At 60.5% G+C, this 22622-nt stretch carries 19 protein-coding genes; 7 read left to right on the top strand and 12 right to left on the bottom strand.

Annotated features, from left to right (window positions below; translation table 11 throughout):
* Positions 1-2: 2 nt before the first annotated feature.
* Positions 3-746, top strand: a complete 744-nt coding sequence (cobA, locus tag KSS96_RS21340) for a uroporphyrinogen-III C-methyltransferase (RefSeq protein ID WP_065878206.1) — start codon at positions 3-5, stop codon at positions 744-746.
* A 59-nt stretch (positions 747-805) separates the two neighbouring features.
* Here the strand turns inward: cobA and KSS96_RS21345 are convergent, their stop codons facing one another.
* The 8 genes from KSS96_RS21345 to ppsA form a co-directional block, all read right to left on the bottom strand.
* The gene (locus tag KSS96_RS21345) at positions 806-1786 is read right to left on the bottom strand and encodes an OmpA family protein (protein ID WP_017527460.1); all 981 of its coding nucleotides are present in this window, start codon (positions 1784-1786) and stop codon (positions 806-808) included.
* A 107-nt stretch (positions 1787-1893) separates the two neighbouring features.
* The gene (gene sigX / locus KSS96_RS21350; RefSeq protein WP_003175518.1) at positions 1894-2484 is read right to left on the bottom strand and encodes an RNA polymerase sigma factor SigX; all 591 of its coding nucleotides are present in this window, start codon (positions 2482-2484) and stop codon (positions 1894-1896) included.
* An 87-nt stretch (positions 2485-2571) separates the two neighbouring features.
* Positions 2572-3396, bottom strand: coding sequence for a mechanosensitive ion channel family protein (locus KSS96_RS21355; RefSeq protein ID WP_017527459.1), 825 nt, complete (start codon positions 3394-3396; stop codon positions 2572-2574).
* A gap of 2 nt (positions 3397-3398) precedes the next feature.
* On the bottom strand, positions 3399-3644 hold the full coding sequence (locus KSS96_RS21360; protein WP_017527458.1) for a hypothetical protein: 246 nt from the start codon (positions 3642-3644) through the stop codon (positions 3399-3401).
* Positions 3645-3731: 87 nt separating this feature from the next.
* Complete coding sequence (cmaX, locus tag KSS96_RS21365) at positions 3732-4727, bottom strand: divalent cation transporter CmaX (protein WP_017527457.1); 996 nt, start codon at positions 4725-4727, stop codon at positions 3732-3734.
* A gap of 25 nt (positions 4728-4752) precedes the next feature.
* Complete coding sequence (rraA, locus tag KSS96_RS21370) at positions 4753-5244, bottom strand: ribonuclease E activity regulator RraA (RefSeq protein ID WP_017527456.1); 492 nt, start codon at positions 5242-5244, stop codon at positions 4753-4755.
* 187 nt (positions 5245-5431) lie between these two features.
* Positions 5432-6421: an alpha/beta fold hydrolase gene (locus KSS96_RS21375; RefSeq protein ID WP_065878210.1), complete on the bottom strand. Its 990-nt coding sequence runs from the start codon at positions 6419-6421 to the stop codon at positions 5432-5434.
* A 106-nt stretch (positions 6422-6527) separates the two neighbouring features.
* Complete coding sequence (gene ppsA, locus KSS96_RS21380) at positions 6528-8903, bottom strand: phosphoenolpyruvate synthase (protein ID WP_017527454.1); 2376 nt, start codon at positions 8901-8903, stop codon at positions 6528-6530.
* A gap of 178 nt (positions 8904-9081) precedes the next feature.
* Here ppsA and ppsR point away from each other — a divergent pair, with 178 nt between their 5' ends.
* A complete protein-coding gene (gene ppsR, locus KSS96_RS21385) occupies positions 9082-9900 on the top strand; it encodes a posphoenolpyruvate synthetase regulatory kinase/phosphorylase PpsR (protein ID WP_003193298.1) in 819 nt (272 codons plus the stop codon).
* A 53-nt stretch (positions 9901-9953) separates the two neighbouring features.
* Here ppsR and KSS96_RS21390 read toward each other — a convergent pair whose 3' ends face one another.
* A complete protein-coding gene (locus KSS96_RS21390; RefSeq protein ID WP_017527453.1) occupies positions 9954-11378 on the bottom strand; it encodes an aminotransferase-like domain-containing protein in 1425 nt (474 codons plus the stop codon).
* Between the two features lie 160 nt (positions 11379-11538).
* Between KSS96_RS21390 and KSS96_RS21395 the strand changes: the two genes are divergently transcribed.
* From KSS96_RS21395 to KSS96_RS21415, 5 genes are read left to right on the top strand one after another with little or no spacing between them, the layout of a single operon-like run.
* Positions 11539-12432, top strand: a complete 894-nt coding sequence (locus KSS96_RS21395) for a DMT family transporter (protein ID WP_217856500.1) — start codon at positions 11539-11541, stop codon at positions 12430-12432.
* A gap of 26 nt (positions 12433-12458) precedes the next feature.
* Positions 12459-14321, top strand: a complete 1863-nt coding sequence (gene moeB, locus KSS96_RS21400) for a molybdopterin-synthase adenylyltransferase MoeB (protein ID WP_017527451.1) — start codon at positions 12459-12461, stop codon at positions 14319-14321.
* A 14-nt stretch (positions 14322-14335) separates the two neighbouring features.
* Complete coding sequence (locus KSS96_RS21405; RefSeq protein ID WP_065878211.1) at positions 14336-15250, top strand: PLP-dependent cysteine synthase family protein; 915 nt, start codon at positions 14336-14338, stop codon at positions 15248-15250.
* Positions 15251-15287: 37 nt separating this feature from the next.
* The gene (locus tag KSS96_RS21410; RefSeq protein ID WP_017527449.1) at positions 15288-16280 is read left to right on the top strand and encodes a serine O-acetyltransferase; all 993 of its coding nucleotides are present in this window, start codon (positions 15288-15290) and stop codon (positions 16278-16280) included.
* A gap of 2 nt (positions 16281-16282) precedes the next feature.
* Entirely contained in the window at positions 16283-17011 is a 729-nt protein-coding gene (locus KSS96_RS21415; protein ID WP_017527448.1) for an alanyl-tRNA editing protein, read from the top strand.
* A 60-nt stretch (positions 17012-17071) separates the two neighbouring features.
* On the opposite strand, the gene prpD is transcribed toward KSS96_RS21415, so the two are convergent.
* The 3 genes from prpD to acnD all read right to left on the bottom strand — a co-directional run bounded on the left by prpD (position 17072) and on the right by acnD (position 22485).
* On the bottom strand, positions 17072-18556 hold the full coding sequence (prpD, locus tag KSS96_RS21420) for a 2-methylcitrate dehydratase (protein WP_217855308.1): 1485 nt from the start codon (positions 18554-18556) through the stop codon (positions 17072-17074).
* Positions 18557-18686: 130 nt separating this feature from the next.
* Entirely contained in the window at positions 18687-19877 is a 1191-nt protein-coding gene (prpF, locus tag KSS96_RS21425; RefSeq protein ID WP_017527446.1) for a 2-methylaconitate cis-trans isomerase PrpF, read from the bottom strand.
* A gap of 13 nt (positions 19878-19890) precedes the next feature.
* Positions 19891-22485 carry a Fe/S-dependent 2-methylisocitrate dehydratase AcnD gene (acnD, locus tag KSS96_RS21430; protein ID WP_065878215.1) on the bottom strand — a complete coding sequence of 865 codons (2595 nt, stop codon included), beginning with the start codon at positions 22483-22485 and terminating at the stop codon, positions 19891-19893.
* Positions 22486-22622 lie beyond the last annotated feature (137 nt).

The following is a 22622-nucleotide window of genomic DNA, read 5'->3' on the forward strand; positions in this document are numbered from 1 at the left end:
TCATGAATGCAAAAGTCTGGCTGGTGGGCGCTGGCCCCGGCGACCCGGAGTTGTTGACCCTCAAGGCGGTACGGGCAATGAACGAAGCCGATGTGGTGTTGATCGATGACCTGGTCAACCCAGTGGTACTGCAGCACTGCACCGGGGCGCGGGTAGTTACTGTGGGTAAACGTGGCGGCTGCCGCTCAACCCCGCAGGACTTTATCCACCGCCTGATACTCCGTTACGCACGCCAGGGCAAGTGTGTGGTGCGGCTTAAGGGCGGCGACCCGTGCATCTTCGGGCGCGGAGGCGAAGAAGCCATGTGGCTGCGCGAGCGCGGCGTCGAAGTGGAGCTGGTCAACGGGATTACCGCCGGGTTGGCGGGCGCGACCAACTGCGCCATTCCACTGACATTGCGTGGTGTCAGCCGCGGCGTGACCCTGGTTACGGCGCACACTCAGGACGACAGCCAACTCAATTGGCGTGCCTTGGCTGAAGGCGGCACAACGCTGGTGATTTATATGGGCGTGGCCAAGCTGGAAGAGATCCGTCAGCAGTTGCTGGAAGGCGGGATGGCCGCGGATATGCCTGTCGCGATGATAGAAAATGCGTCGCTGCCCCAGCAGCGCGAATGCCGCAGCGATCTATCGAGAATGCAGGAAGATGCACACGAATTTGCCTTGAAGAGCCCGGCCATCCTGGTGATAGGCCGTGTCGCCGCCGCCGAACAGGCGGCTTATGTCGCAACTGCGATAAGTGCCTGAGACAAATTTCACGCAAAAAAAACCCGGCCGGAGCCGGGTTTTTTTCTACATCTCAGTGATTACTGAGCGGTAGCTTCAACCGACGCTTCTACGCGACGGTTAACAGCACGACCAGCTTCAGTTGCGTTGTCGGCAACTGGGCGGGATTCGCCGTAACCTACAGCAGTTACACGGCTAGGAGCCACGCCGTCTTTAACCAGGACTTGCTTAACAGCGTCAGCACGACGCTGGGACAGCTTCTGGTTGTAAGCGTCTGGACCTACGGAGTCAGTGTGACCAGCAACTTCTACGTTGGTAGCTGGGTACTGAGCCATGAAGTCGGCCAGGTTTTTCACGTCGCCGTAGCTGTTAGGCTTAACAACGGCCTTGTCGAAGTCGAACTTAACGTCCAGCTCAACACGAACAACCTGAGCAACTGGAGCTTCTGGCTCTGGAGTTGGCTCTGGAGCTGGTGCTGGGGTAGGAGCTGGAGCAGCTGCGCCAGCGTTACCGCCGAAGTTCACGCCCAGGCCGACCAGTGCGGAGTAGTCCCACTTGCCGTTGTCCAGACCGTAGTCAGCTTCAACACCGGCACGAGCGTACAGGTTGTTGGTGAAGTAGTACTTCACACCGGTACCAACGGTAGCGAAAGTGGTCTGGTCGCGACCGCTGTGGCCGTCAGCCAGTACGTTGGTACGGCTCTGGTGACCGAAACCGCCTTCTACGTATGGACGCAGGCTGTCTACGCCAGCTTGACCGAAGTGATATTGGGCAACGAGGCTGCCGGTATCACCTTTGATCTTCTGGTTGCCAGTACCGTCGTTCGAACGGGTGTGGTTGGTCTTGTCGTAGGACAGGTTCAAGGACAGGTCGTCGGTCAGGAAGTAACCGATGCGAGCGCCAGGGTTGAAGCCGTCTTCGATGTGCTTGACGCTATCGTTGTACTGCTTCTTGTAGAACAGCTCGCCTTCAACTGCGCCTTGGCCTTGTGCCAGAACGCCGAAAGAAGTAGCGGCAATAAGAGAACCAATGGCCAAGCCCAAGGTGTTTTTCAGTTTCATCCGTTAAATCCCCATCTGGTGATTGTAAAGCAGTCCCACAAACCGGGGGACAACTCGGCGACAAGTCTAACAGAACTTGCCTACACGTAAGAGATATTTGCCACGCACTAAGTTTCAGTCTCGCCCGCAAATTTCTCACGTAATTTATCTAGAGCACGCTTGTAACGCATTTTTGTAGCACTCAAACCCATGTGCATGATGTCAGCGATTTCCTGGAATTCCAGCTCTGCGACAAAACGTAGCACCAGAATTTCCCGGTCAATCGGGTTCACATACACCAACCAGCGATCAAGTCCGCCCTTCTCCTCGGGTGCCGGCGCCTTTTCTTCAGACGCCTCCTCAAGGGGGTCAAGACTCAACGCGTCCATCAAGCGACGCTTTCGCCGTTCCTTGCGATACTGCGTGATGCACTCGTTGTACGTGATGCTGTATAGCCAGGTCTTGAACTTCGATTTGCCCTCGAAGTTCTTCAGGCCGTACAACACCTTGAGCATCACTTCCTGACAGACATCATCCGCATCTCTATCGTTCCCTAAATACCTTGAACAAACGTTGAACAGAGTGCGTTGATATCTGCGCATCAATTCTTCGTACGCGCGAGTTACGTGAAACAGCTCCGTGTGTGCGCGCGCGACCAACTCCTCATCAGAGAGCTCACGGGGGTCATAGCGCGTGGACAGCGTTTGGGCTTTATTCAAAACAAGTCGTGCCGACAGTCAGGTCAATGTCCGCTACAGCCCGGTCAGCCGGGTTTGCGGCGGCGTACATTAGCAGGGTTTGCCGGATTAGCGGCTATTGACCTGCTGCTCCAGGAGAATCCGATTGGACAACGACACCAGGTCGCCGTCGTCGGTCAGCACCGTCGTCTTGACTGTACCGATCTCCTCGATTTGCCCTTCGACCTCGCCCACACGTACGTGTTGCCCCACCTGATACAACTCACGCACATAGATTCCAGCCAGGATCTGACCGGCAATTTCCCGACTTCCCAAGCCCATGGCCAGCGCAACAGCCAGACCAACGGTAATCAAAACGATCACGATCACGTGGTTCAGCAGGTCAGTCTTGACTTCCAATTGGCTGATCGCGACCGAAATACTGATGATGATCACCAGCCCTTGGGCGATTCGCCCCAGGCCGGCGGCATAGTCCAGCCCAACGCCTTCGGCGGCGCCGCGCACCAGCCCATTGGCCAGTTGCGCCAGCAGAACGCCTACCAGCAGCACCAGCGCGCCGCCGAAAACCTTCGGCAAATACAGCGCCAGCATGTCGAGCGTAGCTGAAACTCGCTCGAGTCCAAGGGATTGAGCGGCAGAAACCAGGAAAATCAGCAGCACAAACCAATAAACGATCTTGCCGATCAATGTGGAGATCGGCACTTGCAACCCGGCGCGCCCCAGCAGCTTGGTCAGGCCGGTACCCGCCATCAGGCGGTCAAGGCCTAGTTTCGCAAGCAACTTCGATAGCAGGGTGTCGAGCAGCTTGGCCACGACAAAGCCCAGCAATACCAGCACCAACGCACCAAACAGGTTGGGAATGAAGTTCGCCACCTTGGTCCACAATGCGGTCATCGCGGTGACCAGGCTCTGGGTCCAGAGATCAAGTTCCATATTCAATCAGCCTTATCAGCAGTGCGAGCAAGAGGTTTATGACGGGAAACCGGTGATACGTGGGCCGAACCGTTGTTCAGGGCCATCATCAACGCAGGCAGCCAGCGACCGAGCAGACCGAACAGATCACCCGCCCCCACCTGCCGGTTGGCGGTTTTCAACACGCGGCCAAGGCAAGCATCGTCGTCGCGGTTGGACGGCGAGGCATTGAGCATGTCACGCAAAGACTGTTCGAACGGATCGTGCATAAAAGACCTCTCGCAAGTGTTTTAAAAGACGAGGGTAAAATTCGTCGGGTCACATGAGACCCTTCCTACGTTCAGGTCATATTCAGCTCAAACCCAGCGTAATCGTCGAAATAGCCACCATTGTCCCAGGGCGACCGACACCATCAACAGGCAAGCAACCATGAATCCATAAGGACTCGTCGATAACGGTATGCCGCCCACATTGATCCCCAGCAAGCCGGTCAAAAAACTCATCGGCAGGAAAATTCCGGTGATGATCCCGAAGCGGTACATGGTGCGATTCATGCGCACGCTCAAGCGCCGGTCTTCGGCCTCAAGCACAAGCCCCACGCGCTCTCGGGTCAGTTCGAGCTCCTCGAGGTAACGCGTCAGGCTGTTGTTCAATTCGTTCCAGTAGTCGGCATCGTCGTCACAAAACCATGGCAACTTGATGCGTGTGAGCTGGGCAAAAATATCCCGTTGCGGCGCCAGGAAACGCTTGAGCCCGGCCGCGCGCCGACGGATCTGCAAAATGCTGCCGTGCTCCGGCGTATACCGTTCGTCGGTATCGAGTTTTTCTTCCTCGGTATCCACGACTTCCGACAGGTCCGTGACCAGATCCTGCACTTTATTGGTCAGGTACTGCGCCATATAAAGGATGAGTTCAGACGCGGTTTTGGGGCCTTTGCCGTCCGCCAGCTCCACCAGTAGCTCATCGGTGGCGCGCAGCGGGCGCAAGCGCAGGGAGATCACGCGGCTGGCGGCAGCGAAAATGCGCACCGAGACCATGTCTTCCGGCTCGGCCCCTGGGTTGAGGTTAACCCCGCGCAGAAACAACAGCAGTTCGGCCTCCGGCAACGGCAACAAGCGCGGGCGGGTGTTTTCCTCCAGCAAAAGGTCGCAGGCGAACTCGCTCAGCCCACTGGATTTGCGCAGCCAGGTCTGGGTTTGGGGGTGGCTGCGATCCCAGTGCAACCACAGGCTTTCCTGGGGCTGCAGTTGCAGGTCGTCGAGCTCAGTCCGGGCAATCGAACGCGCACCGCCTTTACCGTCCAGCACCAGGGCATGCACCAGCCCCCATTGCGCGTTTTCTTCCTCGAACATCCTCACCCCTGTCGGCTATCGCTGTTTATTCAGGCATTTTCAGCGGGCTTGGCGAGACGATCACACCGTTATTGTCGGCGTAGATGTACTCGCCCGGGCGGAACGTCACACCCGCAAAGGTGACCACCACGTTCAGGTCGCCAATACCGCGCTTGTCGGTCTTCATTGGATGGCTGGCCAGGGCCTGCACACCCAGATCGGTCTGGGCAATGACATCGACATCACGGATGCAACCGTAGATCACCAGGCCTTCCCAGCCATTTTTCGCGGCTTTTTCGGCGATCATGTCGCCCAGCAACGCGCGGCGCAGAGAACCACCACCGTCGACTACCAATACCTTGCCGGCACCCGGCTGGTCAGCTTGTTCCTTGACCAGCGAGTTATCTTCGAAGCACTTGATGGTGACAATTTCACCACCAAAGGAATCACGGCCGCCGAAATTGCTGAACATCGGCTCGACCACCTGCACCAGTTCCGGGTAGGCGTCGCACAGGTCTGGGGTCACGTAATGGTTCATTGAAAAATTCCTTTCTGCCAAAGAAGTGTCTTTCGAAAGAGGCGCCAGCGAGGCCGGCGCGCAACATCCCACCCGCTTCACCGCAACGCAATAGCGGCGAAGCGACTGAATATGACCAGAAGCGTTTAACGCGTCATATCTTAGCCGCAACCTTGCAGGAGCGAAACGCCCATGGCAGAGCCCTGCATCAGACCGGCGCCAAAGCCTCGGCCGGCGCCGCGAATAAAGGTGTGAGCGGGTCTTTCAACCAGCGCTCGACCAACGGCCACACTTCGACCTGGGCGGCTTTACTGACCAGCATCTCCACGTGGCCGAAATCTCCGCTAAAACCCTGCTGGCGCCCCAGGCACAGGTACTGGCGATGCTCGGCGCCGACCTGCTCGAACAGCTTGCGACAAGCCCAGTCCGGGTCCTGTTGGTCGCCCACGGCACTGACTGCCAGCAGCGGCACATCGACGTCCGCCAGGCCCTTCCACCAGTCACGCTCGCGGTCGCCGAACCGCCCGAACAGGCCGTTCCAGCGCATGGCCTCGATCATCACCCCGGCCGGTTCATCCTCGGGGCCCCGTTTGAATCGCGGGCCGGACAGTTGGGCAAGACGCTTGAGAATGAAACGGCCGCCCCACTCCACCGGTGGAATTTTCAACGGCCAGTGGGTACGGCTCACCTGACAGCCGAACAACGCCACCGACGCCACCGCCGGCGCCCCCAGAAACTGCCCACCAAGGGCGGCCGCCAGGGTAATACCGCCAAGGGAGTGGCCGATCCAGTGCGGAATCTGCGCGCTTTGCTCACGCACAAACGCACCGATGGCCGGTAAATCGTAACGCGCGTAATCGGCGATACGATTTTTGACGTAGTCGTGGTTGCGTTTGGACAGGCCATGACCGCGCATTTCCGGGATCCACACATCAAACCCCTGCCGCGCCAGGTAGGCGCCCAGGCCGATGCCCTTAGGCGAGTACCAGAAGCGCCGATTGGAAAAACTGCCATGCAACAAAATAACCGGGGTGCCGCGGGTTTGCGCGACATCGGCCAGGCCCAACCGGGTAACCGCCAGCTCGACGGTGCCGTCGGGGCTGTTACCGGGTTTGAGGCGGTACACGTCTTCACTCAAGTCGCCACGACGTTCAGCGCTGATCAAGGCGACAGGAAACAAATTGCTGCTGCTTTGCATAATGCTCTTGCACAAAAAAGGGCGGCGTCCGCAAGGATTCCCGCCCTGTACAGATAAGAATGCCGGTCACCCTCAACGAGTGACCGGCACTTTTGACGTAGCGACCTTAGGCGGACGCCTGGCCCTCGGCCAGGAAGAACCAGGTTTCCAGCACCGAATCGGGGTTCAGCGAGACGCTTTCGATGCCCTGTTCCATCAGCCACTTGGCCAGGTCAGGGTGATCGGACGGGCCTTGGCCGCAAATACCGATGTACTTGCCGGCCTTGTTACAGGCCTGAATGGCGTTGGCCAGCAGCTTCTTGACCGCGGGGTTACGCTCGTCGAACAAGTGGGCGATGATCCCCGAGTCGCGGTCCAGGCCCAGGGTCAATTGGGTCAGGTCGTTGGAGCCGATGGAGAAGCCGTCGAAGAACTCCAGGAACTCTTCGGCCAGGATGGCGTTGGACGGCAGTTCGCACATCATGATGACGCGCAGGCCGTTTTCGCCACGGGACAGGCCATTTTCAGCCAGCAGGTCCACCACCTGGCTCGCTTCGCCCAGGGTGCGCACGAACGGCACCATGATCTCGACGTTGGTCAGGCCCATCTCATTACGCACGCGCTTCAGTGCGCGACACTCAAGCTCGAAGCAGTCACGGAACGCTTCGCTGATGTAACGCGAGGCGCCACGGAAGCCCAGCATCGGGTTTTCTTCTTCCGGCTCGTAGAGTTTGCCGCCGATCAGGTTGGCGTACTCGTTGGACTTGAAGTCCGACAGGCGCACGATGACCTTTTTCGGGTAGAACGCCGCTGCCAGGGTGCTGATGCCTTCCACCAGCTTCTCGACGTAGAAGCCCACCGGGTCGTTGTAGCCGGCGATGCGCTTGTCGACGCTGTCTTTGATCTCTGGCGGCAGGCCGTCGTAATTGAGCAGTGCCTTGGGGTGCACGCCGATCATGCGGTTGATGATGAATTCCAGGCGGGCCAGGCCCACGCCGGCGTTCGGCAGTTGCGCGAAGTCGAAGGCGCGGTCCGGGTTACCGACGTTCATCATGATCTTGAACGGCAGGTCCGGCATGGCATCAATGGAGTTCTGCTTGATGTCGAAGCCCAGCTCACCTTCGAAGATGAAACCGGTATCGCCTTCGGCGCAGGAAACGGTTACGCCCTGGCCATCCTTGAGCAGTTGGGTTGCATTGCCACACCCGACCACGGCTGGAATCCCCAGCTCACGGGCAATAATCGCCGCGTGGCAGGTACGCCCGCCACGGTTGGTGACGATGGCGCTGGCGCGCTTCATGACCGGTTCCCAGTCCGGGTCGGTCATGTCCGAGACCAGTACGTCGCCTGGCTGGACCTTGTCCATTTCGGACACGTCCTTGATGATCCGCACCTTGCCGGCGCCGATACGCTGGCCGATGGCGCGGCCTTCAACCAGCACGGTGCCGGTCTCTTTGAGCAGGTAGCGTTCCATGACATTGGCCGAGGTACGGCTTTTCACGGTTTCCGGGCGAGCCTGCACGATGTAGAGCTTGCCGTCGTCGCCGTCCTTGGCCCACTCGATGTCCATCGGGCACTTGTAGTGCTTCTCGATGATCATCGCTTGCTTGGCCAATTCGCTGACTTCAGCGTCGGTCAGGCAGAAACGCGCGCGCTCGGCCTTGTCGACTTCAACGGTTTTCACCGAGCGACCGGCCTTGGCCTCGTCGCCGTAGATCATCTTGATGGCCTTGCTGCCCAGGTTACGGCGCAGGATGGCCGGACGGCCGGCCTCGAGGGTTTGCTTGTGTACGTAGAATTCGTCCGGGTTCACCGCGCCTTGTACGACGGTTTCGCCCAGGCCGTAGGCGCCGGTGATAAACACCACGTCACGGAAACCGGATTCGGTATCGAGGGTGAACATCACGCCGGCGGTGCCGGTTTCCGAACGCACCATGCGCTGCACGCCGGCAGACAGGGCCACCAGCTTGTGGTCGAAGCCCTGGTGTACGCGGTAGGAAATAGCGCGGTCATTGAACAGCGAGGCAAATACTTCCTTGGCTGCGCGGATCACGTTTTCCACGCCGCGGATGTTCAGGAAGGTCTCTTGCTGGCCGGCGAAAGAAGCGTCCGGCAAGTCTTCGGCGGTGGCCGAGGAGCGCACTGCAACGGCCATGTCCGGGTTGCCCGCAGACAATGTGGCGAAGGCGGTGCGGATTTCTTCGTTGAGCTTTTCAGGGAACTCGGCTTCCATGATCCATTGGCGGATCTGGGCGCCGGTCTTGGCCAGAGCGTTGACGTCATCGACGTCCAGGGCATCCAGCGCGGCGTGGATCTGAGCGTTCAGGCCGCTCAGTTCGAGGAAATCGCGGTAAGCCTGGGCCGTGGTGGCGAAACCACCGGGCACCGACACACCTGCGCCTGCAAGATTACTGATCATCTCGCCGAGGGATGCGTTCTTGCCCCCTACGTGCTCTACATCATGGACGCCGAGCTTATCGAGGGAAACTACGTACTCTACCAAGGTGATCTCTCCACTTTCTGTGTTGGAAAAGCTCAGGACGCCGGCTGCTCAGTAGGAGCGTTCGCCAGCGCTTGTGGCCTGGACCTGGAAAATAAGTGAGAATGCGGCCCACTGCGGGACGGCAAAATCGCGCCTATCATATCCAAGATTCGCCATCAGCTTAAGGCCCAGGGCTCAAATGAAACGATCTGCTTTCTTTATTTCCGACGGCACCGGCATCACAGCCGAGACACTGGGTCAAAGCCTGCTCGCGCAGTTCGAAAACATTACCTTCGCCAAATTCACGCGCCCCTACATCGACAGCGTGGATAAAGCGCGGGCCATGGTACAACAAATCAATCTGGCGGCTGAAAAAGACGGCTTTCGGCCGATCATTTTCGACACCATCGTCAACCAGGACATTCGTGAGATTCTCGCAACGTCGAATGGTTTCATGATCGACATTTTCTCGACGTTCCTGGCGCCACTGGAGCAGGAGCTGAGTGAACATTCCTCATACTCTGTCGGAAAGTCCCATTCCATTGGGCATAACTCCAATTATATGGAGCGTATCGAGGCGGTTAACTTCGCGCTCGACAACGACGACGGTGCACGTACCCACTACTACGACAAGGCCGACCTGATCCTGGTCGGCGTGTCGCGCTGCGGCAAAACGCCCACCTGCCTGTACATGGCCATGCAATTCGGTATTCGCGCGGCCAACTACCCGCTCACCGAGGACGACATGGAGCACTTGACGCTCCCGGCCGCCCTGCGCGCGCACTCGCACAAGCTGTTCGGCCTGACCATCGACCCGGACCGCCTCACGGCCATCCGCAACGAGCGCAAGCCCAACAGCCGCTACTCCAGCTACGCCCAGTGCGAGTTCGAAGTGCGCGAAGTAGAAAATTTGTTCCGGCGCGAGAATATTGCGCACATCAATTCCACACATTTTTCGGTGGAAGAGATTTCGGCGAAGATTCTGGTGGAGAAAGGCGTGGAGCGGCGCTTCAAATAACCTATGGGAGGGGCAGCCGCCCCTCCCACAGGTGGGTCGGTGTACATTCGGATCTACAGATGAAACCTGCCCCCACCCTGCCCCAACGCCGTCGCCAACGCATCAAACCCTGCCCGCAACAACTGATCATTCCCTGACGTATTGCAGATACTCGCCCGTATAAACTGCGGCACCGCCGTCTGCCCCACGGCGAAGGCCTCGGCGGTGGCGATCAGGTAATTGTGCTGCTTGAGCTCCGCCTCGATTTCCGATGCACGCCACGGCTCCGGTACCTCAATCCAAAAGTGCGGGCTGTTGAGGTGGGTGCGGTACGCCAGGCCGGCCAACAGGTCACGCACCAGGGCTTTGCGCCGACTGATCTCAGTGATCTGCTGGCGCAGCAGGTATTCGGCCGTACCATTCTCGATCCACTGCGTGGCCAACTCCAGGGTCACCGGCGTGGCCATCCAGCAGGTTGAACGTAGCGCGGCCGAAATCCGGCTGACCAGCGCCGGCGGCGCATGCACGTAACCCACCCGCAAGCCCGCGGACACCGCCTTGCTCAGGCTGCTGATCAAAATCGTCCGTTCGGGCGCGAAATGGCTCAGGGGGGGCGGCCGGTCTTCCACCAGCACGCCGTGGGCTTCGTCCTCAAGAATCAGCAGATTGTGTTCGCGGCATACCTTGACCAACGCTTCGCGGCGCGCCACCGAAAGCACCGCGGTGGTGGGGTTCTGGATCGTCGGCGTGCAGTACAACGCCGAAATCCGATGGTTACGACACACTTCATCCAGCGCGCTCGGCAACACGCCTTCTTCGTCCATTTCCAGGCCGATCAGGCGTATGCCGAGCATGCGCGCGGCAGTGATCAGCCCTGGGTACGTCAACTGTTCGGTGACCACCGTGTCGCCGGCACGCAACAGCGCCATCATCGAGCAGAGCAGACCATGCTGGCCGCCATTGACGCAGATAACCTGCTCGGGAATCGGATGAAAATCACGCTGCACCAGCCACTGCGCGCCGGCATCGCGATAACGCGGCAGCCCGGCATCGGGGGTGTAGGCGCTGATGTCCTGGAGGAATTTGGCATTAGTCGACAGGGTCTGGAAGCTCTGGGCCAGGAAGGTCGTTTCCTGCCCAGGGATGTGCATGTTGCGACTCATATCAAAATACTGGCGCGGCTCCTCGCTGACGTTGCGAAAGCCTTCATCGCGCTGGCGTTCCATCCCACGCTTGCGTACGAAAGTACCGTCACCGACTCGCGCCACCACCAACCCAAGGCGCTCCAGTTCGCCGTAGGCCCGGCTGATGGTGCCGATGGTCACCCCCAAATTGTCGGAAAGCACCCGATGGGGCGGCAGTTTTCGTCCGGGTTCAATCAAGCCTTCGAGGATGCCCCGCTCCATGACATCAGACAGGCGCTTGTACTTCACGCCCTGCCCGTTGGACAAGCCCTCACGCATAATTGACACCATGTCAATATTTGTTTTGACAGCCATCTTTCGCCCTAATAGTGTGCTTTTACGGGTTCAATCGCCGATTTTTACAACTCATTACAAGCTCAATATAGAGTTCAATTCCGGCTCAGGGAAGCAATAAACGATGCCAATGTCCGCCGTTATCGAAAACACCGCCAAAACCAAAACCCAAAAACAGTGGTTGGCCGGGCTGGTGACCAGTGTGATGTTTCTTATCGTTTGCCTGAGTTGGGGTACTACCTGGCTGGGGATCAAAATCGCCGTGGAGAGCGTGCCACCCCTCACCTCCGCCGGCCTGCGCTTTCTTATCGCGTTTCCGCTGTTCCTGTGTTTTGCCATGGTGCGCCGCGAGCCGATCATGTTTCCCAGGGAAAGCCGATGGTTCTTCGTATTCGTGACCCTGTCCTACTTCAGCGTGCCCTACTACCTGCTCAACTATGGCGAGATGCATGTCTCGTCCGGCCTCACTGCCCTGCTGTTCAGTTGCATGCCCGTCTTCATCCTGATCTTCTCCGCGTTGTTCCTGCGCGAGCGCATCTACTTTTCCCAGGTGGTCGGTATCGGTATCGGCTTCGGCAGCCTGTACATGATCATCAAGAGCCAGGGCCTGCATTTGGACCACGCCGAGTTCCTAGGGGTACTGGCGATTCTCACTGCCGCGATCATGCATGCCTTGTGCTATGTCATCACCAAGCAAAAAGGCAGCGCGATCAGCGTGATCACCTACAACACCCTGCCCATCGGCATTGCCGGGCTGATGCTGTTCGTGGCCGGCCTGTGGTTTGAAACGCCCACCTTCGAAAACATCACCCTGCGCTCCTGGAGCGCGCTGTTCTACCTTGGGCTGGTGGCCTCGGTGGGCGGGTTCATCGTGTACTTCATGCTGCTCAAGCGCTTGAGCCCGATCATCCTGTCGTTCGTATTCATCATCTTCCCGGTGTTCGCGGTGATCATCGGCGCCTGGTACGAAGGCGTGTCGATTTCCCGCGACCTGATGCTGTACTCGGCCATCCTGCTGGCCGGCTTCGCAATCACCAAGTTGCCCGTTGAAAAACTCCTGGCCAAGAAAAATTGACCCTCCCACAACTACGCGAGAGAAACATGGAAGTCCTCCGCCCCACCGCCCTGGAACAGATCTACGCCCACGCCAGCCGCAGCTATCCCGAGGAATGCTGTGGCTTCGTCTTCGCCGACGGCAGCGTGTACCTGGGCAGCAATATCCAGAATGAGCTGCACCGCAAGAACCCCGAGATGTACCCACGCAGCGCGGCCAACGGCTACACCTTTTCGGTCGCCGACACCCTGCTGATGAACAAGGCGTTTCGCAGCGACAACCCGGTGGTAGTGATCTATCACTCCCACCCGGACGTGGGCGCCTATTTCAGCGATGAAGACCAGGACAAGGCCCTGTTCATGGGCGAACCGATCTACCCCGTCAGCTACCTGGTGGTCGACGTTCGCCGGGGCCAGGCCCTGGGTTCCAAATTGTTTGCCTGGGATGGCAAACATTTCGCACTTAAACCTTTCAACGACCTGCACACGGAGTTGTCCATGAACGCTGTCTCTTTCCCCGACATTCTGGTTCGCGTGGCCAAGCTGCCGGAATCGACCCTCGTGGGCCCCGGATCGACATTGCGCGAAGTCATTGAAAACCTCTGCACCAACCACCCGCAGTTGCGCCAGCATCTGTTTCACGACAAGAACAACCAGCTCAAGGAACACTTCCTGTTTACCGCGGAGGAAGCGTTGATTGAAGCCGATGAACCCTTGCCGGAAAAAGCCCGGATCGAAGTGTTGCTCGCGACGTCCGGCGGCATCGACGTCGACACCCTGAGCAACGAAGAGGTACAGCGTTATGTGCGCCACATCACCCTGCCGGGCGTCGGCCGCGAAGGCCAACTGAACCTCAAGAAAGCCAAGGTACTGATCATCGGCACCGGCGGCCTGGGCTCGCCCATCAGCCTGTACCTGGCGGCAGCCGGTATCGGCACCCTGGGCCTGGTGGATTTCGACGTGGTGGAAAGCAGCAACCTGCAACGCCAGATCGTCCACGGCAACGGCACGCTGGGCATGCCCAAAGTCGAGTCCGCCAAGCAGCGCCTGCAGGACCTCAACCGCCATATCCAGATCAACGCCCACAACACCGCCCTGAATGCCGACAACGCCCTGGAGCTGGTGGGGGCCTATGACCTGGTGATCGACGGCACCGATAATTTCGACACGCGCTACTTGGTCAACGACGCCTGTGTGCAATTGGGCAAGCCGTTGGTGTATGGCGCCATCTATCGCTTCGACGGCCAGATCAGCGTGCTCAACTATAAAGGCGGGCCGTGCTATCGCTGCCTGTTCCCCCAGGCACCGCCGGCGGAACTGGCCCCCAATTGCAGCGCGGGCGGGGTGATCGGCGTGCTGCCTGGCGTGGTCGGGATGATCCAGGCCACCGAGGCGATCAAATTGCTGATCGGCATTGGCGAGCCTCTGTCCGGGCGCCTGATGCGCTTCGATGCGCTGGCGATGAAGTTCAGCGAGATCCGCTTCAAGCGCCGCGCCGACTGCCCGTGCTGTTCGCAGCTGCGCCACAGCGAATCGGTGGCGCCGGCCGTGTGCGCCGACGCCGTACCCAGCGCGCCGTCACTGGCCCAAGAGCGCTACATCAAACCACGGGTACTCAAGCAACTGCTCGAACACCCTCGCAGCGCCGACGTACTGCTGGATGTGCGTGACGCCAGCGAACTGGAGGTGTGCAAGTTGCCGGGCGTGGTGCATATCCCCCTGGCCGAGCTGGACGGGCAACTCGACCGCCTCAGCCGCGATAACACCCATTATCTGATCTGCTACGCCGGCACCCGCGCCGAGCAAGCCGCCAGCACACTGATTGCCGCCGGCTTCGCCAACACCAAAGTCCTGCAAGGCGGCATGAAACACTGGGTTCGCGACGTCGAACCCGACATGCCGTTGTACTGAGCAGGGGCTGAACGATGCTGCATAACTCAATTCTCGACGCCATCGGCCATACGCCGATCGTGCGCCTGGCGCAGTTTTCCGAAGACCTCGGTATCGAGGTCTACGCCAAACTGGAATCCCTGAACCCCGGCGGCAGCCACAAGGCGCGCATCGCCCTGGGCATGATCCTCGACGCCGAACGCCGCGGCGTGCTGATCCGTGATGCCGGGCAAACCATTATCGAGCCCAGCGGCGGCAATACCGGCATTGGTCTGGTAATGGCCGGCAATGTGCTGGGCTACAAGGTGGTGCTGGTGATTCCCGACAACTACAGCCCCGAAAAACAGAAGCTACTGCGCCTGTACGGGGCCAAGGTGGTGCTGTCGGACAGCCGTCTCGGTAACAACTCCCACGGTGAAAAGTGCATGGAACTGCAGCTGGAAAACCCCAGCTACGTGATGCTCAACCAGCAACGCAACGGCGCCAACCCGCAGACCCACCGCGACACCACCGCACCGGAAATCCTGCGCGCCTTTGGTGACCGTCACGTGGATTACTTCATCAGCGGCATCGGCACCGGCGGCCATATCACCGGCATCGGCGAAACCCTCAAAGCCGCCTGGCCCGGGCTTCGCGTAATGGGCGTGGAACCTGAGGAATGTGACCTGCTGAAAAACCAGCACGCGCCGCATCATATCCAAGGCCTGTCGATTGGCCTGATCCCGAGCATCCTCAACCTCGATGTCATCGACGGCATGCTCAAGGTCTCGCGCCAGGACTGCCTCGACATGATGAAACGCATCATGCGCACCGACGCCATCAGCCTGGGACTGTCCTCCGCCGCCAACATGGTGGCCATCGCCAGGCTCGCCCCCGAACTACCGCCCGAAACGGTGGTGTTGACCATGGTCTACGACAATGCCGACAGCTACCTGCCCAACTTCGAATAACCGGGTTTCCAACCATCCAGACTGCGGGGGTGCCTCCATGGGCGGCTTTATCGACATGCAACAACTGCACGATGAGTTGCTCACCCACCTCATCAGAACCCTCACGCCCATGCAGATGAAACAGCTCGAACCGCATCTGGCGCCGCTGGTGCAAAACGCTGCGCAGGCGGTGGCCGAAGACCTGATCGCCTATGCCTACCGCGACCCGGCGTCCCGTGGGCGCGGTGAACTGATCCTGGAGTCCTATGCTTCGTTCAAAGCCGTTCTGTATTACCGGCTTGCACACTTGGTGTGGAACTTCCCCGACCAGACCAACGGCGTGTTCTCACGCATCGCCCTCAAGCTGAGCAATCAGGGCAAGGTGTTGTCGGGGGCCGAGATTCACCCCGCAGCGCGCATCGGCAGGCGCTTTGTGCTGGACCACGGCTACGGCACGGTGATCGGTGAAACCTGTGAGATCGGCAACGACTGCTACATCCTCTGCGGCGTGACCCTGGGAGCTCGCGGTATCGCCAACAACCCCGACGGCAAGCGCCACCCGCGCCTGGGCAACAATGTCGAAGTCGGCTCCGGGGCTCGCGTGCTGGGCTATGTACTGATCGGCGATAACGTGTTTATCAGCCCTTCGTGCGTGATCACCCAGGACGTGCCCGCCGGAACCAAGGTCAAGGTGGTCAACCAGATCCAACTGCAAAAAAACGATGAATCGGACCACAGCAACTACCTCGGAGCCTTCGCCCTGGATGAGCGCCTGCACGTGGTCGGCGAGATCAATGCCAGCCACAAGGTCACGGTGCTCGACGCCGATTTCCACCCTTTGCCGGGGCTGATGCTCGAACCCACGGTCAAGGAACGCCACCACCTGCAATTTCGCCTGCACCGCGTGGCAACTGGCGACCACCTGCCGCGCCTGCCGCTGAACCTGAAAGTCTGCGGCCCCGAATTTGAAATCACCCTGCTCTCTCCCCCTGGCTTGAGCGCAATGGTGCGTCACCTGTTGCAAGCCAGCCCACTGATCGTCGGAGGTTGAACATGTCCGTGCACACCATGGAAACCCTGGCGCTGTTCGACAGCGCGCCCTACCAGAACGCCTTCAGCGCACGGGTGATTGCCGTCAGCGAACACGGCGTTGCCCTGGAGCACACGCTGTTTTACCCCACCGGTGGCGGCCAGCCGGGCGACACCGGGCATTTGAGCCTGCCCGATGGCACCCAGGTAGCCGTGACAGGCACGGTGCGCGATCCGGTATTGCGTTCGATCATCTGGCACCAGGTGGAACACTGCCCGCAGCAACTGGCCGCCGGCGTGCAGGTAGACGCCGGCCTGGATTGGGAGCGGCGCTACCAACACATGAAAATGCACACCTGCCTGCATCTGTTGTGCTCGATCATTGACGCCCCCGTGACCGGTTGCAGCATCAGCGCCGACAAGGGCCGCCTGGATTTCGATTTACCGGAAATGACCCTCGACAAAGACAGCATCACTCGCGACCTCAATACGCTGATAGAACAGGCCCACCCGGTTAAAACCCTGTCGATGGCCGCCACGGAATACGCCACCCTGCTGCAGATCACCCGCACCCAGGCGGTGGCGCCGCCGGTGATCCAGGGCTCGGTACGGGTGATTGAAATCGCCGGCATCGATATCCAGCCCTGCGGCGGCACCCACGTGCTCAACACCGAGGAAATCGGCCGGGTGTTCTGCGAAAAAATCGAGAAAAAGAGCAAGCACAACCGCAGGGTGATACTGCGATTTGAGTAAACGCGATCATGAATGTGGGAGGGGCACCGCCCCTCCCACAATTTAGTCCTGCACCGTTTTTCAGATCACGAACAGGTCCATGAAGCGGTTGACCGGCGTGGCCTCAAGCTGCGCCTGGTCCTTGCACAAGGCAAAAATTTCGGCACTGCGCTGGCCGGTAAACCGCGTGCACAGGTTGGCCTTGAACTTGTCTTCCAGCAACGAAATGCCCTGCGCACGACGGCGACGATGGCCAATCGGATACTCCACCGCCACCTGCTCGGTACAGGTGCCATCGACGAAGAACACTTGCACCGCATTGGCGATGGAACGCTTGTCGGCTTCCAGGTACTCACGGCTGTAGCGCGGTTCCTCGACGATTTCCATCTTGTCGCGCAACACGTCGATGATCGGGTGCGCGGCGTGGAACGCATCCTCGTAGTGCTCGGCCACCAGCGTGCCGAACGCCAGGGGCACGGCGGTCATGTATTGCAGGCAGTGGTCGCGGTCGGCGGCATTGGCCAGTGGGCCGACCTTGGAGATGATGCGGATCGCCGACTCGTGGGTGGTGATCACGATACGCTCGATTTCATGCAGGCGATGTTTGACTTGCGGGTGCAAGGTCACCGCCGCTTCGCAAGCCGTTTGCGCGTGGAACTCGGCGGGGAAGCTGATCTTGAACAGCACGTTTTCCATCACGTAGGTGCCATAGGCTTGGGACAGGCTGAACGCACGTTTGTCTTCGGGCTTGAGGGCCAGATCCTTGTTGGTGTGGCTGAACAGCACGTCATAGAACCCCCACTGCGGCGCACTCAATACACCAGGGATGCCCATCTCGCCCCGCAGCGCGATATCCGCCAGGCGTACGCCACGACTCGACGCATCACCCGCCGCCCAGGATTTACGCGAACCGGCGTTCGGCGCATGTCGGTAAGTCCGCAGCGCCTGCCCGTCGACAAACGCGTGGGACAAGGCCGCCAGCAATTGCTCACGATTGGCCCCCATCAGTTTGGCGGTGACGGCGGTGGAGGCGACTTTCACCAACAGCACATGGTCGAGGCCGACGCGGTTGAACGAGTTTTCCAGAGCGATCACGCCCTGGATTTCGTGAGCCATGATCATCGCTTCCAGCACCACGCGCACGGTCAGCGGCGCGTCGCCATTGGCCAGGCGTTTTTGCGACAGGTGATCGGCCACGGCGAGGATGCCGCCGAGGTTGTCGGAAGGGTGGCCCCATTCGGCGGCGAGCCAGGTGTCGTTGTAGTCGAGCCAGCGCACGATGCAGCCGATGTCCCACGCCGCCTTGACCGGGTCCAGCCGAAATGACGTGCCCGGCACGCGTGCGCCGAACGGCACCACGCTGCCTTCGACGAGCGGCCCGAGGTGCTTGGTGCATTCGGGGAAACGCAGGGCCAGCAGGCCACAGCCGAGCGTGTCCATCAGGCAGTTGCGCGCGGTGTCCAGTGCGAGCGGCGAGTCGATTCGGTAACTGAGGACGTAGTCGGCGATGTCCTGCAGGACCTGGTCGTAGTCGGGGCGATTGTTCTGGTCGACGTTGGTGCTCATGGCAGTGCTCCAAAAGTTAGGGTTGTTCCATCCTCAGGGTCAGGGTTGATCGTGTCGCAGGTCTGTATGCCTGCTTATGTCCCTTGTGGGGGGAGGCTTGCTTCCTCCCACAGGGAATTGGTGTTGGGCTTTAGAAAGAGTCGCCGGGGACGCGCACGCAACCTTCCATCAACACCCGCGCACTGCGGCTCATGATGGCTTTTTTCACGACCCATTCGCCGTTCACCTGGGTGGCTTCAGCACCCACGCGCAAGGTGCCGGACGGATGCCCGAAGCGCACGGCGTTACGTTCAATGCCACCGGCCGCGAGGTTGACCAAGGTCCCGGAAATCGCCGCCGCCGTGCCAATTGCCACCGCCGCCGTGCCCATCATCGCGTGGTGCAGCTTGCCCATGGACAGCGCACGCACCAGCAAATCCACATCCCCGGCCTTGATCGCCTTGCCGCTGGAGGCCACGTAATCGGAAGGCTTGGCCACAAACGCGACCTTCGGCGTGTGCTGGCGCTGGGCCGCTTCGTCCAGGTGCTTGATCAAGCCCATGCGCAGCGCGCCGTGGGCACGCACGGTCTCGAACATGGCCAGGGCCTTGGGGTCGCCGTTGATCGCACCTTGCAGCTCGGTGCCGGTATAACCCAAGTCTTGGGCGTTGATGAAAATCGTCGGGATACCGGCGTTGATCAGCGTGGCCTTGAAGGTGCCGATACCAGGTACTTCCAGATCGTCGACCAGGTTGCCGGTGGGGAACATCGAGCCACCGCCGCCCTCTTCTTCCGCCGCCGGGTCCATGAATTCCAGCTGCACTTCGGCAGCCGGAAACGTCACGCCGTCCAGTTCGAAGTCGCCGGTTTCCTGTACCGCGCCGTCGGTGATCGGCACGCGGGCGATGATGGTCTTGCCGATATTGGCCTGCCAGACGCGCACCACGGCCACGCCGTTGTGTGGGATTCGAGCCGGCTCGACCAAACCCGCACTGATCGCGAACGAACCCACCGCCGCCGACAGGTTGCCGCAGTTGCCGCTCCAGTCGACAAAGGGCTTATCGATGGAGACCTGGCCAAACAGGTAGTCCACGTCGTGATCGGCACGGGTGCTCTTGGAAAGAATCACGGTCTTGCTGGTGCTGGACGTGGCGCCGCCCATGCCATCGATTTGCTTGTCGTAGGGATCGGGGCTGCCGATCACTCGCAGCAACAAGGCATCGCGGGCCTTCCCCGGGACCTGCGCCGAAGCGGGCAGGTCCTGGAGGCGGAAAAATACGCCCTTGCTGGTGCCGCCACGCATATAGGTGGCGGGGATCTTGATTTGCGCTACAGGTGCCATATGCATCCTCTTCTCAGGCGGTCGCCGCCGATTCCAGGAAGTCCTGGGCGAAACGTTGCAACACGCCGCCCGCCTCGTAGATCGACACTTCTTCGGCGGTGTCCAGGCGGCAGGTCACCGGCACCTCGACACGTTCGCCGTTCTTGCGGTTGATCACCAGGGTCAACTGCGCACGCGGTGTGCGTTCGCCGACCACGTCATAGGTTTCACTGCCGTCGATGTGCAAGGTGTGGCGGTCGGTGCCCGGCAGAAACTCCAGCGGCAACACGCCCATGCCCACCAGGTTGGTGCGGTGGATACGTTCGAACCCTTCGGCGGCAATCGCTTCCACACCGGCCAGGCGTACGCCCTTGGCGGCCCAGTCGCGGGAGGAGCCTTGGCCGTAGTCGGCACCGGCGATGATGATCAGCGGCTGCTTGCGTTCCATGTAGGTTTCGATGGCTTCCCACATGCGCGTAACCTTGCCTTCGGGCTCGATGCGCGCCAGGGAGCCCTGCTTGACCTTGCCGTTTTCCTGCACCATTTCGTTGAACAGTTTCGGGTTGGCGAAGGTGGCGCGTTGCGCGGTCAGGTGGTCGCCACGGTGGGTCGCGTAAGAGTTGAAGTCGACTTCCGGCAGGCCCATTTTCGCCAGGTATTCGCCGGCGGCGCTGTCGAGCATGATCGCGTTCGAAGGCGACAGGTGGTCGGTGGTGATGTTGTCCGGCAGCACCGCCAGCGGGCGCATGCCCTTGAGCGGGCGCGCACCGGCCAATGCGCCTTCCCAGTACGGCGGGCGGCGGATATAGGTGCTTTGCGGGCGCCAGTCGTACAGCGGCGTGACCTTGGGGCCGGTGTCTTCGTGGATCGCGAACATCGGAATGTACACCGCGCGGAACTGCTCGGGCTTGACCGAGGCCTTGACCACCGCGTCGATTTCTTCGTCGCTCGGCCAGATGTCCTGCAGGCGGATCTCCTTGCCGTCGGCATCCAGGCCAAGCACGTCCTTTTCGATGTCGAACCGGATGGTGCCGGCAATCGCATAGGCCACCACCAGCGGCGGCGACGCCAGGAACGCTTGCTTGGCGTACGGGTGAATCCGCCCGTCGAAGTTGCGGTTGCCCGAAAGCACGGCGGTGGCGTACAGGTCGCGGTCGATGATCTCTTGCTGGATCACCGGGTCCAGCGCGCCGGACATGCCATTGCAAGTGGTGCAGGCGAAGGCCACTACGCCAAAGCCGAGTTTTTCCAGCTCATGGCCCAGGCCGGCTTCTTCCAGGTACATCGCCACGGTTTTCGAGCCGGGCGCCAGGGACGATTTGACCCACGGCTTGCGCGTCAGCCCCAGCCGGTTGGCATTGCGCGCCAGCAGGCCGGCGGCGATCACGTTGCGCGGGTTGCTGGTGTTGGTGCAACTGGTGATGGCGGCGATGATCACCGCGCCGTCCGGCATCTGCCCCGGTACGTCGTCCCACTGGCCGCAAATGCCTTGAGCAGCCAGGTCACGCGTGGCGACGCGGGCGTGGGGGTTGCTCGGGCCGGCCATGTTGCGCACGACGCTGGACAGGTCGAAGCTCAGGCCACGCTCGTATTGCGCCCCCTTGAGGTCATCGGCCCACAGCCCGGTGTGGCGTGCGTACTGCTCGACCAGCGCGACTTGTTCGTCTTCGCGGCCGGTGAGCTTGAGGTAGGCAATGGTTTGCTGGTCGATGTAGAACATCGCCGCCGTGGCACCGTATTCCGGGGCCATGTTGGAGATGGTCGCGCGGTCGCCCAGGGTGAGCGCCGACGCACCTTCACCAAAGAACTCCAGCCACGCGCCGACGACTTTTTGCTTGCGCAGGAACTCGGTCAGCGCCAACACCATATCGGTGGCCGTGATGCCCGGCTGCAGCTTGCCGGTGAGCTCGACGCCCACGCTTTCGGGCAGGCGCATCCACGAGGCGCGGCCGAGCATCACGCTCTCGGCTTCCAGGCCACCGACGCCGATGGCGATCACGCCCAAGGCGTCCACATGCGGGGTGTGGCTGTCGGTGCCGACACAGGTGTCGGGGAAGGCCACGCCGTCGCGCACCTGGATCACCGGGGACATTTTCTCCAGGTTGATCTGGTGCATGATGCCGTTACCCGGCGGGATCACGTCGACGTTCTTGAAGGCTTTTTTGGTCCATTCGATAAAGTGAAAACGGTCTTCGTTGCGGCGGTCCTCGATGGCGCGGTTCTTCTGGAACGCATCCGGATCGAAACCACCGGCCTCGACGGCCAGGGAGTGGTCGACAATCAACTGGGTCGGCACCACCGGGTTGACCTGCGCCGGGTCACCGCCTTGCAGGGCGATGGCGTCGCGCAGGCCGGCGAGGTCGACCAGCGCGGTCTGGCCAAGGATGTCGTGGCACACCACGCGCGCCGGGAACCAGGGAAAGTCGAGGTCGCGTTTGCGTTCGATCAGTTGGCTCAGGGACGCCTCAAGGGTGGCCGGGTCGCAACGGCGCACCAGGTTTTCAGCGAGCACGCGGGAGGTATAGGGCAACGTGGCGTAGGCGCCGGGGGTGATGGCTTCGACTGCCGCGCGGGCGTCGAAGTAATCCAGGCGGCTGCCGGGCAGCGGTTTGCGAAATTCAGTGTTCATCGTCAGGACTCGGTCACGGTGGTTGCAAGAGGGACCCACTGATCCAGATTTGACATGCGATTTAAATGTGGAAGGGGGCAAGTCGAGTCGTCGCACCGCCCTCCCACATTTGATCTCATTCCACTTCAGGATCGCCG

It is taken from the genome of Pseudomonas asgharzadehiana (assembly GCF_019139815.1).
Taxonomy (GTDB): Bacteria; Pseudomonadota; Gammaproteobacteria; order Pseudomonadales; family Pseudomonadaceae; genus Aquipseudomonas; species Aquipseudomonas asgharzadehiana.

Excerpts from the sequence above, each read along its gene's own strand:
- prpD (WP_217855308.1), bottom strand. The coding sequence starts at position 18,556 with ATGAGCACCAACGTCGACCAGAACAATCGCCCCGACTACGACCAGGTC.
- KSS96_RS21405 (WP_065878211.1), top strand. The coding sequence starts at position 14,336 with ATGCTGCATAACTCAATTCTCGACGCCATCGGCCATACGCCGATCGTG.
- ppsR (WP_003193298.1), top strand. The coding sequence starts at position 9,082 with ATGAAACGATCTGCTTTCTTTATTTCCGACGGCACCGGCATCACAGCC.
- acnD (WP_065878215.1), bottom strand. The coding sequence starts at position 22,485 with ATGAACACTGAATTTCGCAAACCGCTGCCCGGCAGCCGCCTGGATTAC.
- KSS96_RS21375 (WP_065878210.1), bottom strand. The coding sequence starts at position 6,421 with ATGCAAAGCAGCAGCAATTTGTTTCCTGTCGCCTTGATCAGCGCTGAA.
- rraA (WP_017527456.1), bottom strand. The coding sequence starts at position 5,244 with ATGAACCATTACGTGACCCCAGACCTGTGCGACGCCTACCCGGAACTG.
- KSS96_RS21410 (WP_017527449.1), top strand. The coding sequence starts at position 15,288 with ATGGGCGGCTTTATCGACATGCAACAACTGCACGATGAGTTGCTCACC.
- KSS96_RS21345 (WP_017527460.1), bottom strand. The coding sequence starts at position 1,786 with ATGAAACTGAAAAACACCTTGGGCTTGGCCATTGGTTCTCTTATTGCC.
- cmaX (WP_017527457.1), bottom strand. The coding sequence starts at position 4,727 with ATGTTCGAGGAAGAAAACGCGCAATGGGGGCTGGTGCATGCCCTGGTG.
- KSS96_RS21415 (WP_017527448.1), top strand. The coding sequence starts at position 16,283 with ATGTCCGTGCACACCATGGAAACCCTGGCGCTGTTCGACAGCGCGCCC.
- KSS96_RS21390 (WP_017527453.1), bottom strand. The coding sequence starts at position 11,378 with ATGGCTGTCAAAACAAATATTGACATGGTGTCAATTATGCGTGAGGGC.
- KSS96_RS21355 (WP_017527459.1), bottom strand. The coding sequence starts at position 3,396 with ATGGAACTTGATCTCTGGACCCAGAGCCTGGTCACCGCGATGACCGCA.
- KSS96_RS21360 (WP_017527458.1), bottom strand. The coding sequence starts at position 3,644 with ATGCACGATCCGTTCGAACAGTCTTTGCGTGACATGCTCAATGCCTCG.
- prpF (WP_017527446.1), bottom strand. The coding sequence starts at position 19,877 with ATGGCACCTGTAGCGCAAATCAAGATCCCCGCCACCTATATGCGTGGC.
- cobA (WP_065878206.1), top strand. The coding sequence starts at position 3 with ATGAATGCAAAAGTCTGGCTGGTGGGCGCTGGCCCCGGCGACCCGGAG.
- moeB (WP_017527451.1), top strand. The coding sequence starts at position 12,459 with ATGGAAGTCCTCCGCCCCACCGCCCTGGAACAGATCTACGCCCACGCC.